The 15,028-nt window shown below is 65.4% G+C and carries 13 protein-coding genes; 1 reads left to right on the top strand and 12 read right to left on the bottom strand.

Annotation, left to right across the window (positions count from 1 at the left end):
* Positions 1–30: 30 nt before the first annotated feature.
* Complete coding sequence (locus tag ASD22_RS02770) at positions 31–2,055, bottom strand: hypothetical protein (protein WP_056078596.1); 2,025 nt, start codon at positions 2,053–2,055, stop codon at positions 31–33.
* Positions 2,056–2,100: 45 nt separating this feature from the next.
* On the opposite strand from ASD22_RS02770, the gene ASD22_RS02765 reads away from it, so the two are divergent.
* Entirely contained in the window at positions 2,101–2,835 is a 735-nt protein-coding gene (locus ASD22_RS02765; protein WP_235577483.1) for a response regulator, read from the top strand.
* 9 nt (positions 2,836–2,844) lie between these two features.
* Here the strand turns inward: ASD22_RS02765 and recO are convergent, their stop codons facing one another.
* From recO to ASD22_RS02710, 11 genes are all read right to left on the bottom strand, one after another.
* Complete coding sequence (gene recO, locus ASD22_RS02760; RefSeq protein WP_056078590.1) at positions 2,845–3,555, bottom strand: DNA repair protein RecO; 711 nt, start codon at positions 3,553–3,555, stop codon at positions 2,845–2,847.
* A gap of 89 nt (positions 3,556–3,644) precedes the next feature.
* Positions 3,645–4,574, bottom strand: coding sequence for a GTPase Era (gene era / locus ASD22_RS02755; protein WP_056078586.1), 930 nt, complete (start codon positions 4,572–4,574; stop codon positions 3,645–3,647).
* 121 nt (positions 4,575–4,695) lie between these two features.
* Positions 4,696–5,355, bottom strand: coding sequence for a ribonuclease III (rnc, locus tag ASD22_RS02750; RefSeq protein ID WP_056078583.1), 660 nt, complete (start codon positions 5,353–5,355; stop codon positions 4,696–4,698).
* Positions 5,356–5,371: 16 nt separating this feature from the next.
* Positions 5,372–5,758, bottom strand: coding sequence for a DUF4845 domain-containing protein (locus ASD22_RS02745; RefSeq protein WP_056078581.1), 387 nt, complete (start codon positions 5,756–5,758; stop codon positions 5,372–5,374).
* 127 nt (positions 5,759–5,885) lie between these two features.
* Complete coding sequence (gene lepB, locus ASD22_RS02740) at positions 5,886–6,785, bottom strand: signal peptidase I (protein ID WP_056078578.1); 900 nt, start codon at positions 6,783–6,785, stop codon at positions 5,886–5,888.
* Between the two features lie 101 nt (positions 6,786–6,886).
* Positions 6,887–8,680 (bottom strand): translation elongation factor 4, encoded by a 1,794-nt coding sequence (gene lepA / locus ASD22_RS02735; RefSeq protein ID WP_056080845.1) that lies wholly within the window; start codon positions 8,678–8,680, stop codon positions 6,887–6,889.
* A gap of 183 nt (positions 8,681–8,863) precedes the next feature.
* On the bottom strand, positions 8,864–10,321 hold the full coding sequence (locus tag ASD22_RS02730) for a Do family serine endopeptidase (protein WP_056078573.1): 1,458 nt from the start codon (positions 10,319–10,321) through the stop codon (positions 8,864–8,866).
* Between the two features lie 141 nt (positions 10,322–10,462).
* Positions 10,463–11,131, bottom strand: a complete 669-nt coding sequence (locus tag ASD22_RS02725) for a sigma-E factor negative regulatory protein (protein WP_056078570.1) — start codon at positions 11,129–11,131, stop codon at positions 10,463–10,465.
* Positions 11,128–11,721: an RNA polymerase sigma factor RpoE gene (gene rpoE / locus ASD22_RS02720; protein ID WP_200945315.1), complete on the bottom strand. Its 594-nt coding sequence runs from the start codon at positions 11,719–11,721 to the stop codon at positions 11,128–11,130. Before rpoE ends, ASD22_RS02725 begins: the two co-directional genes overlap by 4 nt.
* A 167-nt stretch (positions 11,722–11,888) precedes the next feature.
* Positions 11,889–14,447, bottom strand: a complete 2,559-nt coding sequence (locus ASD22_RS02715; RefSeq protein WP_056078569.1) for a bifunctional diguanylate cyclase/phosphodiesterase — start codon at positions 14,445–14,447, stop codon at positions 11,889–11,891.
* Positions 14,448–14,457: 10 nt separating this feature from the next.
* Positions 14,458–14,940, bottom strand: coding sequence for a hypothetical protein (locus ASD22_RS02710; protein WP_235577482.1), 483 nt, complete (start codon positions 14,938–14,940; stop codon positions 14,458–14,460).
* Positions 14,941–15,028: the final 88 nt, after the last annotated feature.

The following is a 15,028-nucleotide window of genomic DNA, read 5'->3' as shown; positions in this document are numbered from 1 at the left end:
CAACTCCGGCTGGGGTGTGGGGGGAAAGCATCAGCGGATTTCCGGGGCATTGCCGGCGATGGCTTCCTTCAGGCGGCGGACCAGGGTGGGCCAGTCGACCTCGGCCTGGTGGCCGATCACCTGCAATCGCGGCAAACCACTGCCTTCCACGATAGTGTATCCGCCCTGTTCGCGCTCAAGGCCGCTCATCCGGCAGACCGATCCCTGCAAGGTGCAATTGAGGCCGATGCGCTTGTAGCCGAAGGTCTTGAACAGCTTCAGCACCGCGCCCTGCAAGCCGGCGGCGATGCCACCGCCACCGACGGACGTGAGGTTGTTCACCGCGCGCTGGCTGATGCGGCCGCCGTCACCGGCCAGCAACCGTGCCTTGAAGGCTACCGGCTGCCAGTTGACCAGGCGCAGGTCGTCGATCGATCCGTCGAGCTTGCCGGTGATGCTGCCGAAGTCGAAAACGCTGGTGATGGCGCCCAGGTCGAGCTGGCTCAGCTTGATGTCGGCGGCAAGCATCGGGCTGTTGCCGAACGGCTGCTGCAGCGAAAGATCGGTGATGTCGGCAAATCCGCCAAACAAATTCACCGACAGTCCTCCGGCCAGCTCGACCCGGTCATCCACCCATTTCAGCGAGGGAATGGCGCCGCCCAAGGTGCCGGGGAATTTCGGCCAGCCCATGGCCTGGCTGAAGGCAGCCATATCGACCCCGGTCACGTTGAGCGCGGTCGAGAGCCGTTGCCCGCTGGCCGCGGCCGGGCGCCAGCTGAATTCGCCCAGATGCAACTGGCCTTGCAGCAAGGCCATGTCGATGGGCTGCTGCAGTGCCAGCGCGCCGTTGCGGCTTTGCCAGCGCGATTGCGTGCCGCCCACCGGCAGTCGATAGAACTTGAAGCCCTTCCATTGCAGTGTCGTGGCGGGACGATCGCCCGATGCGACCCAGTCCAGTCCACCGCGCAGGTCATTCACGCTGATGCGACCATCCGCCTCGGTCAGATCCAGCCCGTCGGTGGTGAAGGCGAAGGCGCGCAAGCCGTTCGCGCGCATGTCCACGCTGGCGTTCAACTGCCCGCTCAACTGCACATCGCGCAAACCCATCGTGGCCAGCCACGCACGGCCGTAGCGTTCGTAGGCGGCCGGAAACGCCGCATGCAGCCGGTCGAGCTTGAGTTGTTTCAATTCGCCCTTCGCGTCGAAAGCGAGCGCGCCCTCCAGTTGCAGGGCATCGGCGTCGTTCACGCGTAGATGCTCCAGCGCGAAGGCGCCTTGCTGGGCGGTGGCGTTCAACCCCAGTTGCACCGGATGATCCGGCAGGCTGGCGTAGATCGGCCCCAGCAGCAATTCGCCGCCGCGCAGGTTGGCGTCCAGGTCGATGCGCGAGGGCACTCTCGTCGTGTCCAACCCGAACCGGCCCGAGCCACCCAGGCCCTCGGCAGCCAGCGTGCCGGCGGGAGTGTCGAAGCCCACGCCGGCCAGGCTGAACTGGCCGGAGGATTGCAGGCCGCTATCACGCACATCCAGCGCCAGCTCGGCATCCAGCCGGCCGCCGGTGGGCCTCCCGGACCACACGGTACCCAGCAAACCCTGCAGCCAGGTGGCGGGCAACTGGGTGAGCGTGATCTGCGCGTGAGTGGGTTGATCCAGCGGCAGCGCGGCGCTGGCCTTCGCCTTGCCCTGTTCGATGTCGACCTGGATGGTGTTGGTGGTCTCGCTCGTGACCAGCCGCAGCGTGGCATCGCCCAGCGCACCACCCGGAGCGCCACGCAATTGCAGCTGGCCATCCAGAACCCAGCGCATGCGCGCGTCGCGCTGCAGGTCGCCATCCAGCGCCAGGCCAACCTTGCGCCAGCCCATGGCCGCCACATCCGCCTGCTTCGCGCTCAACTGCAGGTGGATGCCGCCATCGGCACGATCACTGAGATGCACCGTTACCGTCGACAGCTTCACCCCCGGCACGCTGATGGAACGGGCCGCGAAGACCACATCCGCACGCGCGGGCGCAGCCCAGCCGCCGGCAAGAAACAGCAGGCAAAAAACCAGCAGAAGATGGCTTGATGAAAAACACATGTCGGGCCATTCTGCCAAACTCAGCTGAACGATATGGATTTCGTCATGGCCGCCACTGTCACTCCCCCGTCTTCATTCCCGTTTCACGCCACCAGCGTGGATGTACTGGTAGCGGACGACGACCCGGCCAGCCGCCGCTTTCTGGCGGACGGCATGGGCCGGCTGGATGCCCGCGTGGTCACCTGCGCCGACGGCATCGAGGCGCTGGCGCTGGCTCGCGACCGGGCTTTCGACCTGCTGTTGCTGGATTGCCGCATGCCCGGCGCGGGGGCGCTGCAGATTCTGTCGACGCTGCGATCGGATGCGCGGGCCCGCTCGCGGCACGCCATCGCGGTGGCAAGCAGTGCCGAGATGGCGCCCAGCGAACGCTCCGCGTTGCTGATGGCCGGTTTCGCCGAGGTACTCGTCAAGCCCTGCAAGCTGGTGGACCTGCAACGGTTGCTGGGATCGCTGGCAAACCACCCGACCCCACCGCTTGACGATCAGGCCGGCCTTCTTGCCAGCGGCGACCCGGTCACCATGCAGGCGCTGCGCGGGTTGTTGCGGGGAGAACTGGAGCGGCTCAAGGACGAGCTCGCGAACATGGACGTCGACCGCATCGCGCTTGCCGAACGGCTGCATCGGTTGCGGTCCTCCTGCGGGTTTTGTGGCGCCGCCATGCTGTCGACCGAAACCGTGGCGTTGCAGGAAGCGCTCGCCCACGCGTCCATGGACATCGCGCCAAACCTGCAGCGCTTCAACCGGGCACTGGACGCGACCCTGCTGGCGCTGGATGCCTGACCCCGGCCATCAGCGCCACGAGGTGGTGCCACCGAGCACTCGCCAGGCGCGCAACTCGCCGCCACCGAGATGAAAGCGGATCACCTCGCGCATCATGCCGCGCAGCGCTTTCAGCCCTTCGTCGTCCGGCATGCGGTCGTGCGCCAGCGCCAGCAGGTCGCTGCCACGCAGGACATGCCTGCGACCCGGCAGGCACGCCACCGCGCCCTGTTCGACCCGGTATGCGTAATGCGCCTGCGGCTCCAGCAGCTCGCCCGTTTCCGCATCGTGCTCCAGCTGCAGGGCGTAACCCATCGCCTGCAGCAAGTCGCGCTCGAAGCGGCGCAGGCTCCAGGCCAGCGACTCATCCGTGGCCAGCCGCTGCAGCGCCAGTGCATAGGCATCAAACAACGCGCTCGAAGGATCCTGCCGTTCGCTGAGGCGTACCACCAGTTCGTTGAGGTAAAGCCCCGCCAGCCCGGCATTCCCGACCAGTCGCAGCGGCGTACCCGTGGTTTCCACCGACGTCAGCGTGGCCAACTCGCCGCGCAGCAGCAACCCCATCGCCAGCGGCTGGAACGGCTCCAGTTGCGCCCGGCGCAAACGCGTCTTCTCCCCCCGCACCCCACGCGCCACCACACCCAACCGCCCCTGATCACGGGTCAGGCATTCCAGCAATAGCGACGTCTCCCGGTACGGGCGCGAATGCAGGACGTAGGCGGGTTGCAGTTCGAGGCGCATGGCTTTGGGTGGGAATAGGGAATGGAGAATAGGGAATCGTTAGAGCAAAGCTTTTCCCATTCCCTATTCTCCATTCCCGATTCCCGGCCTCAATCGGTATACCCGAACTTGCGCAGCATGTTGTCGTCGTCGACCCAGCCTTCGCGCACTTTCACCCACAGCTTCAGGAACACCTTGCGTTCGAACATGCGCTCCATGTGGCGGCGGGCGCTGCTGCCGATGGACTTGAGCTGGGCGCCGCCGTTGCCGATCACGATGGCTTTCTGGCCGTCGCGTTCGACCCAGATGATGGCGTGGATTTCGGCGATGCCGTCGGGGCGATCCTCGAACCGTTCGATCTCCACCGTGGTGGCGTACGGCAGCTCCTGATCCAGCCGCAGCATCAACTGCTCGCGCACCATTTCGGCCGCCAGGAAGCGTTCGCTGCGGTCGGTGACCTCATCCTCGCCGTACACCGGCGGCTGGATCGGCAGGCGTTTCAGGATGGCCTGCTCCAGCTCCTTCAGGCCCTGCTCCTTCAGCGCGCTGACGTAATGGATTTCGTCATAGCTGTGCTTGGCCACCAGATCGGCCACGAACGGCAGCATCACGGTCTTGTCCTTGTTGAGGTCGACCTTGTTGATCACCAGCAGCCGCGGCGAGGTCTGCTCGACCAGCGCGGCGTACAGCGCTTCGTCCTCGTCGGTCCAGCGGCCGGCCTCGATCAGCTGCACCACCAGGTCGACATCGCTGATCGCCGAGCGCGCGGCGCGGTTCAAGCTGCGGTTTATGGCGCGTTTGGCGCCACGGTGCAGGCCCGGTGTATCCACGTACATGATCTGGCCCGCCTCGGTGGTGTTGATGCCGAGGATGCGGTGGCGAGTGGTCTGCGGCCGCGGGCTGATGATGGACAGCCGAAAACCGATCAGCGCGTTGAGCAAGGTGGACTTGCCCACGTTCGGCCGGCCGGCCAGGGCCACCGTGCCGCAGCGATAATTCTCGTGCGGCAGGACGGCGGCGGGATCCAGTTCGTGGTTCATGACAGAGTGCTCGGCAAGTTGGACGGCAAGTGTAATGCCTTGTCGCCAAAGGAAATGGCAGCCGCCGCCAGGCGATCGTGCGGCAGTGGAGAGGATTTTCGGGGAATGATGAAAACGTAGATCAGGCTTTGCGCTGCCCATCCAGCAATTGCGCCAGCACGATCTCGGCCGCATCCTGCTCGGCGCCGCGGCGGCTGGGGCCGGTGGTTTCGGCGACCAGCGTCATCGGCTCGCTGACGCTGCAGCGGATATCGAAGGTTTTGGCGTGGTCTTCGCCGTGGCTGGCGACGAGCTCGTAAAGCGGCAGCGGCCAGCCGCCAGCCTGCAACCATTCCTGCAGGCGCGTCTTGGCGTCCTTGGATGACCGGCGCAAGGCGGCGATGCGTTCGCCAAAAAGGCCGCGCACGGTTTCACGGCAGGCGTCGAAACCGCCGTCCATGTACACGGCGGCCACCATCGCCTCGAACGCGTCGGCAAGGATCGACTCGCGGCGGAAGCCACCCGTCTTCAACTCGCCGGTGCCCAGTTTCAACTCGTCGCCCAATGACAATTCACGCGCCACCACCGCCAACGCCTGGCCGCTGACCAGTTGCGCACGCAACCGCGACAGCTCGCCTTCGCTGGCCTTGGGGTGCGCCTCGAACAGCATTTCGGCGACGATCGCACCCAGCAAGGCGTCGCCCAGAAACTCCAGCCGCTCGTTGTTGGGCTTGCCCATGCTGCGATGGGTCAACGCCAACTCGGCCAGCGAACGATCGCGAAAACGGTAATTGAATTCCAAGGGATGCGCTGGCCGGTTACTGGTTCGGATTGCCCTGCAGCGGCACGCTCTTGTCGAAGTGCAGCAGGAAATCGATGTTGTACATGAACGGCACGACCTTTTCGTAGGCCACTCGCAACTGGGTCGGGCCGCCGTCGCGGTCGCGCACCAGGGTGATGTCGGACGGCTGGATGGTGGCGTCGTCGACGTACTGGAAGTTCATCTTGAACATCAGTTCGCGGCGAAGGTCGTCCAGCGATTTGCCATCGACGCCAGAGGTGGAGATCTGCGTCATCGCCTTCTCCACGCCCATGTATTCGCTGTACGACGGCGCCAGCCGCATCGCCATGTAACCCAGAAAGCCCACCACGGCCAGAATCACCAGGAACCCGATCAGGGTGATGCCCGATTGCCTCGATTTCATAGTCCCCTCGCTATGCCGCCTGCGCGGCTTGCCTGCCCGATATGCAGTCCGAAACCCCAATGCTCGCCGGGATCGGCGATGCCGGCGAATTCTCGCACCAATGGCACGTCCGAATCCGGGGCACCGATCAATGAATGACCGTGCCGATACGGGAAAAGTCCACGCCACCGGTACCCCAGCCCTTCCAGCTCATCCAGATCAGGAACGCCTTGCCGGCCAGGTTCTTCTCCGGCATGCAGCCCCACCAGCGGCTGTCCTCGCTGTTGTTGCGATTGTCACCCATCACCACGTAGCAACCTTCCGGCACCTTCGAGGGCACCTTGGCGTTGGGGATCGGGTTGGGAATGTTGTAGGCCGGCATGCGCGCGATCATGTGGTTGACCTTGCCCAAGTGCTCCTTCCAGACGGTGGCGCCCATGTCCAGCATCAGGCGGTCCTCCGCGCGCTGCGGGTTGCCCGTGTACGGCCCGATCTCCTCGGCCTGCACCGGCTTGCCGTTGATCAGCAGATCGGCGCCATGCACTTCGATGGAGTCGCCCGGCAGGCCCACCACGCGCTTGATCCAGTTCTGGCTGGGCACCTTCGCGTGGGGATCGCTGCAGCCCGGATCGCCACTGCGGATCAGCTTGCCGGTGCCGTCGTCACACAGGAAACCGGGGAAGCGGAACACCACCACATCACCACGTTGCGGCTCGCCCAGGTCCACGACCTTGTTGTTGAACGCAGGCAGGCGCAGGCCGTAGGCAAACTTGTTGACCAGGATGAAATCGCCCACGTCCAGCGTGGGCATCATCGAGCCGGACGGAATCCGGAACGGCTCGGCCACGAACGTGCGCAGCAGCAACACCACCAGCACCACCGGGAACAGCGAGCGCGCCCAGTCCACCGGTACCGGGTCGCTGTATTCCGTACCCGCGGCATCGAGCCGCGCCTTGCGCTGCTTGTACAAAAACAGCCGATCGAGCCCCCACACCACGCCAAACAGGACGGTGAGGCCGAGCAGGATCGCCGAGAAATCAAATTCCATGTGGGGCTCCTTGGGGAGCCGGGAATCGGGAATCGGGAATCGGGAATCGGAGCGGCAAGCTCTTGCGATTCCCGATTCCCGATTCTCCATTCCCGACCAAACTATTTATCCACTTTCAGCACGGCAAGGAAAGCTTCCTGCGGAATGTCCACCCGCCCGACCTGCTTCATGCGCTTTTTGCCTTCTTTCTGCTTTTCCAGCAATTTCTTCTTGCGGCTGACGTCGCCACCGTAGCATTTGGCCAGCACGTTCTTGCGCAGCGCCTTGACGGTGGAGCGCGCGATGATCTGCGCGCCGACGGCCGCCTGGATCGCCACGTCGAACTGCTGGCGGGGGATCAGATCCTTCATCCGCTCGACCAGCTCGCGGCCTTTGCGGTCGGCATGGCTGCGATGAAGGATCAGGCTCAGCGCATCGACACGATCGCCGTTGATCAGCACGTCGGTGCGCACGAAGGGGCCGGCCTCGAAACGCTCGAACTGATAGTCCATTGAGGCGTAGCCGCGCGAGACGGACTTCAGCCGATCGAAGAAATCCATCACCACCTCGGCCAGCGGCAGCTCGTAACTGATCTGCACCTGGGTGGCCAGGTACTGGATCGAACGCTGCACGCCGCGCTTTTCCTCGCACAGGGTGATCACGTTGCCGATGTAGTCGGGCGGGGTGAGGATGTTGGCCACGATGATCGGCTCGCGGATTTCCTGGATCAGGCTGGTGTTGGTGGGCAGCTTGGCCGGGTTGTCCAGCAGCATCGTGGTGCCGTCGCTTTTCAGCACTTCGTAGACCACGGTGGGCGCGGTGGTGATCAGGTCCAGGTCGTATTCGCGCTCCAGCCGCTCCTGCACGATTTCCATGTGCAGCATGCCGAGGAAGCCGCAGCGGAAACCGAAGCCCATCGCCTCGGACGACTCGGGCTCGAAGAACATCGCCGCGTCGTTCAGGCGCAATTTGTCCAGCGCCTCGCGCAGCGCGGGGTAGTCATCCGACGACACGGGAAACAGGCCGGCGAACACCCGCGGCTGCATGTGCTGGAAACCGGGCAATGCCTTGTCGGCGGGCTTGCCGGCATGGGTCAGGGTGTCGCCCACCGGCGCGCCGTGCACGTCCTTGATCGAGGCGTTGATCCAGCCCACTTCGCCCGCACCCAGCTTGGCCAGCTTCTTGCGCTTGGGCGTGAACACACCGACCTCGCCCACTTCATGGCTGCGCCCGGTGGACATCACCAGCAGCTTGTCGCCGGGCTTGATCTCGCCCTGCATCACGCGCACCAGCGACACCACGCCGAGGTAGTTGTCGAACCAGGAGTCGATGATCAGTGCCTGCAGCCGATCGGTGTCGCGCGGCTTGGGCGGTGGGATGCGGGCGATGATCGCCTCCAGCACCTCGACCACGTTGAGCCCCGTCTTGGCGCTGACCGCCACCGCGTCCGTGGCGTCGATGCCGATGACAGCCTCGATCTCGCCCTTCACCTTTTCCACGTCGGCCGTGGGCAGGTCGATCTTGTTCAGCACCGGAATCACTTCCAGCCCCTGCTCCACCGCGGTGTAGCAGTTGGCCACCGACTGCGCCTCGACGCCCTGCGCCGCATCGACCACCAGCAGCGCGCCCTCGCAGGCCGCCAGCGAGCGGCTGACTTCGTAGGAGAAATCGACGTGCCCGGGCGTGTCGATGAAATTCAGTTGATAGGTTTTGCCATCCCGCGCGGTGTACGGCAGCGATACCGATTGCGCCTTGATGGTGATGCCGCGTTCGCGTTCGATCGGGTTGTTGTCCAGCACCTGGGCTTCCATCTCGCGGTCGGCCAGGCCGCCACAGAGATGGATGATGCGATCGGCCAGCGTCGACTTGCCGTGATCGATGTGGGCAATGATGGAGAAGTTGCGAATCAATTCCATGGAACGCTGCTGGCCTGCCGAACGAGGGGATTTGTCGCCATGCGGGGAGCGCAGGCGCGCGTCGCCGGTATGGCGGCGCGAACCCGGCATTATCGCATGGAACCGGCATCTGCCAGCGTGGAAAACGCGACGGGCGCCACCGGTCGGATGGCGCCCGCGCGTGAAAGCGGTGGAACGTGGCGCTTATTTCCCGTCGGGCACGGTCAACCCCACAAAGTTGCTCTGCTCGCCGCGACGCACCAGCAGCAAGGCCGTGCTGCCGGGCTTCACGTCCTTGGTGGCGTCATGGAATTCGCCAACCGTGCCGATCCGTTTCTGGTTGACCATCAGGATGACGTCACCTGCACGCAACCCGGCCTGCGCCGCCACCGGACCGGTAATCTCGCCGATCACCACGCCCTGCCCCGACTTCAGCCCCAATTGCTTGCGGGTGTCGTTGTCCAGCGGCTGTACGGTCAGGCCCAGTGCCGCCGAGCCACTGCTCGCGGACGACGGGCCGCCGGTGCTTGCACCTACCGCGTTCTTGTCGCGCTCGGCCTCGCTGATGGTGACCTTGAGCGTCTGCCTCTTGCCGTTGCGCAGGATCTCCATCGGAACCGTGGTGCCCGGCTTGGTCATGCCGACCAGCGGTGGCAGATCAGCAGCCTGCTGCAGTACGTGGCCGTTGTACGTCAGGATGATGTCGCCAGGCTGCACGCCGGCCTTCTCCGCGCCACTGTCGGGCGTCACCGCCGCCACCGCCGCGCCAACGCCGTTGTCCAGCTTTAACGCCTTGACCATGTCGTCGTCGACCCGCTGCACCATCACGCCCAGCATGCCGCGCGACACGTAGCCCTTGCTCTTGATCTGCTGCACGGCGTTCATCGCCACGTCGATCGGGATCGAGAACGACACGCCCAGGTAGTCACCGGTGTTGGAATAGATCTGCGAGTTCACACCCACCACGGCGCCGGCGAGATCGAACAGCGGGCCGCCGGAATTGCCGCGGTTGATCGGCACGTCGGTCTGGATGAACGAGGTGTACGGCTGGTCGCGCTGGCCCAGGTTGCGGCCCACCGCGCTGACGATGCCTTGCGTCACGGTGTAGTCGAAGCCGAACGGCGAGCCGATCGCCAGCACCCACTGGCCGGGCTTCAGGCTGCGCGAATCACCGATGTTCACCGTCGGCAACTTGCCGCCCGCGTCGACCTTCAGCAGCGCGATGTCATACGTCGGATCGGTGCCGACGACCTTGGCGGTCAGCGTGCGCCGGTCCTGCAGCCGCACGGTGACCTTGTCCGCGCCTTCAACCACATGATTGTTGGTGAGGATGTAACCATCGCCGGAAATGATGAAGCCCGACCCCAGCGAGGTATGCCGTTGCTCCTGCGGCGACGGCATCATCGGCATGCCGAAGAAGCGCCGGAACAATTCGGCCTGCGGATCATCTGCCTGGCCCGGGCCTGGCGCCACGCCACGGCGGCGATCATTCGCGCCAGTGTATTTCGCCTCGACATGCACCACGGCGGGTGCATTCCTTTCAACGATCCCGGTGAAATCAGGCAGGCCTGCAGCAGCGGCCGGTTGCGCCTGCACCGCGAAGAACGCGGGAAAGCCGGTCAGCGCGAGGCACGCGACAACGCGCAAGATGGATCGATTCATGATTCCTCCTTGGGAGTGGGCAAACAGCTGGATACGCGACCGGTCGGGGCATGACCGGTCGCCAGCAACCGCGTCGGCCGGATCACGAACCGGCGACGCGTGAAAACAGGAAGTCCGCGGAGAGCAACACGCGGGCGCCGGTCAGCGCGGGAATGCGCGACTGTTCGCGGTATCGCGCTGTTGCTGCGGATCGAGCAACAGCAGATAGCTGCCGTCGTGGTTGTCGAGCGTGCGGTAGCGATGCATCGGCGTCCCGTCGCGGGCATATGGCACCAGATTGCCGTCGCCGGGCACACCCAGCGTGGCCGACGCGCGCTGGCTGTACAACTCGGCCGAGTTGCCGCTCAACCACGGTGGAACCGTGGCCGGCACCGCCGAGGACGGCAGCGCGGCATGCTCGGACGATGTGGTCACGCCCGCCGAATCGACCGCGGCGGTTTCGACGCGACCCGTTTCACCCGCCGGTTGCACCAGCAGCAATGCGGCCACCGCCACACTGGCGGCTATGGCGCCGCCGGCCGACCAATGCAGCCAATGGCGGCGTGCGCCTGGCGCCGGCACCGCCGAAACCGCGGCCGATTCCCGCTCGACGGCCCGCATGACACGCGCGGCAAAGCCGGCCGACGCCAGCGGCGGCATTTGCCGCCGGACGCCATCGCCGGCCAGGTGATACCGCGACCACGCCTGCGACAACGCGGCGTCATGGTCGAGGCGACGCAGCAGAAAGCGCAGCTCCTCCGCCGACAATTCGCCATCAATGGCGGCCGAGAGTTGCTCGCGGTGTTCCGGGTTCATGCCTGCCTGATTCATGTCTGGTCCTCGCGGTCCGACAACAGTGGCCGCAGTTTTTCATCGATCGCTTCACGTGCCCGAAATATGCGTGACCGCACCGTACCGATCGGACAGCCCATCGCCTCGGCGATTTCCTCGTAGCTGAGGCCATCCACTTCACGCAGTGTTATGGCGGTACGCAGCTCTTCGGGCAACGCTTGGACAGTGGAGAACACCGATTGTTCAATTTCCTGGCGCATCATTTCGCGCTCGGGCGTGGCGTTGTCGTGCATGCGCTGGGAGCCGGCCATGAACACCGCGTCATCGGCATCGATGTCGTCAGTGGGCGGTCGCCGGCCGGCGGCCACCAAGTGGTTCTTGGCGGTGTTCACCGCGATCTTGTACAGCCAGGTGTAGAACGCGCTGTCGCCGCGAAACGAGCCGATGGCGCGCCAGGCGCGGATGAACGCTTCCTGGGCGATGTCCTCGCATTCGGCATGGCTGCGCACGTAACGCGATACCAGCCCGATCAGCTTGTGCTGGTATTTGCGCACCAGCAGATCGAAGGCGGCCTTGTCCCCTTTCTGGACGCGCTCAACCAGCGCCTTGTCCAGTTCGTTTTCGCCCATGCGGGCCGTATCCATCATCAATGCCGTCATCCGCTGCGAAACTGTAGGAGCCGAACGCGCAGCTCAGACCGACGCCCGCCGCACAAGTTCAGCTTGCGCGCCGCACAGTGTAATGTCGCGCGCCGGATTGATTGTGGAAAAAACGTTGGCCCCCGCCATCCGTCCGTTCAGGCGGGCTCGGTGGCTCGCGTGCTCAGCAGCCGCTGCCGCTCGGCCAGCAGGTTGCCGAAGCTGACCGGCGTGGCCGGCCGGCAGAAAAGGTAGCCTTGCAACTCGTCGCAACCGTGGGCACGCAGGAATTCCAGGTGCTGCTCGATCTCCACGCCCTCGGCCACCACGGCACGCTTCAGCCGGTGCGCCATTTCGATGGTGGCGCGCACGATCGCCTCGTCATCCGGGTCGACGCCGATGTTGCGCACGAAGCTCTGGTCGATCTTGATCCGGTCGGCGGGCAGGCGTCGCAGGTAGTCGAGCGAAGCGGCTCCTGTACCGAAGTCGTCGATGGCGATGTGGCAGCCCAGCTCATGCAGGCCGTGCAGGTTTTCCACCAGGTTCGGCGCTTCCTTGATGCTGATGCTCTCGGTGACCTCCATCTCCAGCAGGTCGGGATCGAGCCCGGTATCCATCAGCACTTTCGCCACCGTGTCGAGCAGGCGCGGCTCCATCAACTGCACCGCCGAGAGGTTGACGCCAAGGCGCAGGCGCAAGCCGTAGCGCTCCTCCCACTCCCGTGCCTGGCGGCAGGCGGTGCGCATCACCCACTCGCCGATCGACACGATCAGGCCCGTTTCCTCGGCCAGTGGAATGAACACCGCGGGGCTGATGGTGCCCAGCTCCGGGTGCTCCCAGCGCAGCAGCGCCTCCATGCCGACGATGTCCTCGGTCTCGGTGTTCACCTGCGGCTGGTAGACCACGCGCAGCTCGCCGTTGCCCTCGGCGTGGCGCAGGCGCGTCTTCAGCGCCATGCCGTGCTCCTGCGCGTATTCCGGGCTGACTTCGTAGATCTGGAAGTTGTTGCGGCCCAGGTGCTTGGCTGCGTACATCGCCTCGTCCGCGTGCTTGAGCAGGGTCTCGGCGTCGCTGGCGTCGTCCGGGAAAAAGCTCACGCCCATCGAAACGGTAATCTGCAGCTCGGTGCCGTCGTCGAGGTACAGCGGCGTCTCCATCACCTGCACGATCTTCTCCGCCACGCGCAGCACGTCATCGTTCTTCACGATGTGGCGCAGCACCACGGTGAACTCGTCGCCGGCATAGCGCGCCACCGTATCGGACGCGCGCACGCTGCCGCACAGGCGCCGCGATACCGAGCGAAGCACGGCATCGCCGGCGGCATGGCCGTGACTGTCGTTGACGGCCTTGAAGCGGTCCAGATCCACGAACAGCACGGCGAAGCATTCGCCGTTGCGAACCGCCTCGCGGATGATGGTTTCCAGTCGGTCGTTGAACAGCAAGCGGTTCGGCAGACCGGTGAGCGCGTCGAGCAGACCTTCGCTGCGGCCCTGCTCGCGAGTCAGTCCGAGCTCCAGCATTTGCGCGAACCGCGCCGCGGCACAATGCAGTACGGGTTCGACGATGCCCGCCGCGCCAAAGCCACGACGACTGCCGGCCAGCATGGCACCCAGCACGGTATGCCGCTCGTCGTACAGCGGCATGCCGGCGAAGTCGGTCAGGCCCAGCACCTGCAGCAGTGGATCGTTGGCCACCTGGCTGCGCGCATCGTGCCTGTAGTTCACCGTGCCGCCGGCCAATACCTGGGCCAGCGAAGGCTGCGCCGCAGGCGGCGGCCAGCTTGGTTCGGGGCCGTTCCACAACTGCAGTTGCTGCACCGGTATGCCGGCGCTCCCGGAAGGCAACGACCAGACCGCGAGGTAATCGAGGCCGAGTTCATCGAACAGCAAACGCGCCGCCGCCGTTTGCGCATCGACGCCATTGGTCGAGGCAAACATGCGCGACAGCAACGACAGCGCCGCCTCGGCGCGCAGATCCGCGCGATCGCTGCGGAAAATCAACGCCACCGCATCGTGCCCGTCGTGGCTTACCAGCCGCGCGTTTGCCTGCCCGGTATCGCTGCCTTCGGCCGAACGGCGCTGGCAGGGATACCAGCGTCGATTGGCCTCGGTGATCACCTGCTCGATCGTCACGCCCTCGAAGGAAAGCACCTGCGACAGCGGACGTGCCTTCCAATGATCAGCCGGCAGGCGGCTATGCCGGATCACGGCGGAACTGACTTCGAGCAGCGGGCAGGTGGCAGACAACTCGGCGATCAGCCATTCGCTGTCGTCTTCCTGGAACGCATAACGGTCGCCAGCCGGTGCCGGCAGCGGCACCTGCGGCAACGCCGGCAAGGGCGCGCCAGCAAGGGCGCTGGCCCGGCGCCAGCGCGGCAACAGTTCCGCGGTAACGCGCGAGGCGTGCAACCAGTCCACGGTGCCAGCCGGCCAATGATCGGGATGGAGCGGTGCCTCGTCGGTCGTTATCACCATCAAGGGCACGTCGAGGGTCGCCGGCAGTTGGCGCAGCTGCCCGCAAGAGGCGCGGCCCTGCACGCCATCACCCTTGATGACGACCACCATCAACTGCAAGGGCGGGCGCCCCTCCAGCAGGATGGCCGCATGGGTGATGTCGCGTGCACTGTAGATCTGCGCGTAGCCCGCCTGGTCGAGCGCGTCGAACACCAGCCGGCGCAGCTCGCGCTGCTCGGCCACGATCAGGACACCGGCCATCATGCGCAAGCCCTCATATGAGCCAGCGACCATCGCGAAGACGCAGCCGACGCGGTGAGCTGTCGTCGCTGCGCAGGTGCACCGCCAGCGTACCCAGGTGCTCGGCCAGCGCGGGTGGCGCGTTCACCAGCACCACGCGACGCAGGTGGCCCTGCGGCATGCGTGCCAGTTGACGCAGCAAGGTGTCGTCCATCGCCGAGAGCGGCAACTCCAGGCCAACCAGCACGTACACGCCGAAATGCAGGCTTTGCTGCATGAAACGCAGCGCATTGCCCAGGCGCTGGCAATCGGGAACGCGCACGTGCGCATCACGCATACTGCCCAGGCCGGTGTCCGGCTGCCACAGGTAGACCGCCTGCCCGGTGTGGCGGGCGATCGAGCGGAACTGTTCGAGCAAGCCCGGGCAATCCTCGCTCTGCAGCAGCACCAGGCCGCTGGACGCGCCGAGGATCTGTTCGAACACCTCGGTGCCAGCCTGCGACGATGCAGTATCCATCGGCAAGATCATTGTGCCCACAGCATGCGTCTCGTCATTGATATCCCCGCCGGTGCGGCAACCAGGTCCTCCGCAAGTCTAGCCCGGT

Source organism: Rhodanobacter sp. Root480, from assembly GCF_001426645.1.
GTDB classification, from domain to species: domain Bacteria; phylum Pseudomonadota; class Gammaproteobacteria; order Xanthomonadales; family Rhodanobacteraceae; genus Rhodanobacter; species Rhodanobacter ginsenosidimutans.
This window is presented reverse-complemented; position numbering and strand designations above follow the sequence as displayed.

What these genes read in the sequence shown, in the direction of transcription:
- ASD22_RS02725 (WP_056078570.1), bottom strand. Translation starts at nt 11,131, where the DNA reads ATGAATCAGGCAGGCATGAACCCGGAACACCGCGAGCAACTCTCGGCC.
- recO (WP_056078590.1), bottom strand. Translation starts at nt 3,555, where the DNA reads ATGCGCCTCGAACTGCAACCCGCCTACGTCCTGCATTCGCGCCCGTAC.
- lepA (WP_056080845.1), bottom strand. Translation starts at nt 8,680, where the DNA reads ATGGAATTGATTCGCAACTTCTCCATCATTGCCCACATCGATCACGGC.
- ASD22_RS02765 (WP_235577483.1), top strand. Translation starts at nt 2,101, where the DNA reads ATGGCCGCCACTGTCACTCCCCCGTCTTCATTCCCGTTTCACGCCACC.
- rpoE (WP_200945315.1), bottom strand. Translation starts at nt 11,721, where the DNA reads ATGGGCGAAAACGAACTGGACAAGGCGCTGGTTGAGCGCGTCCAGAAA.
- era (WP_056078586.1), bottom strand. Translation starts at nt 4,574, where the DNA reads ATGAACCACGAACTGGATCCCGCCGCCGTCCTGCCGCACGAGAATTAT.
- ASD22_RS02770 (WP_056078596.1), bottom strand. Translation starts at nt 2,055, where the DNA reads ATGTGTTTTTCATCAAGCCATCTTCTGCTGGTTTTTTGCCTGCTGTTT.
- ASD22_RS02715 (WP_056078569.1), bottom strand. Translation starts at nt 14,447, where the DNA reads ATGATGGCCGGTGTCCTGATCGTGGCCGAGCAGCGCGAGCTGCGCCGG.
- ASD22_RS02745 (WP_056078581.1), bottom strand. Translation starts at nt 5,758, where the DNA reads ATGAAATCGAGGCAATCGGGCATCACCCTGATCGGGTTCCTGGTGATT.
- lepB (WP_056078578.1), bottom strand. Translation starts at nt 6,785, where the DNA reads ATGGAATTTGATTTCTCGGCGATCCTGCTCGGCCTCACCGTCCTGTTT.
- ASD22_RS02730 (WP_056078573.1), bottom strand. Translation starts at nt 10,321, where the DNA reads ATGAATCGATCCATCTTGCGCGTTGTCGCGTGCCTCGCGCTGACCGGC.
- ASD22_RS02710 (WP_235577482.1), bottom strand. Translation starts at nt 14,940, where the DNA reads ATGGATACTGCATCGTCGCAGGCTGGCACCGAGGTGTTCGAACAGATC.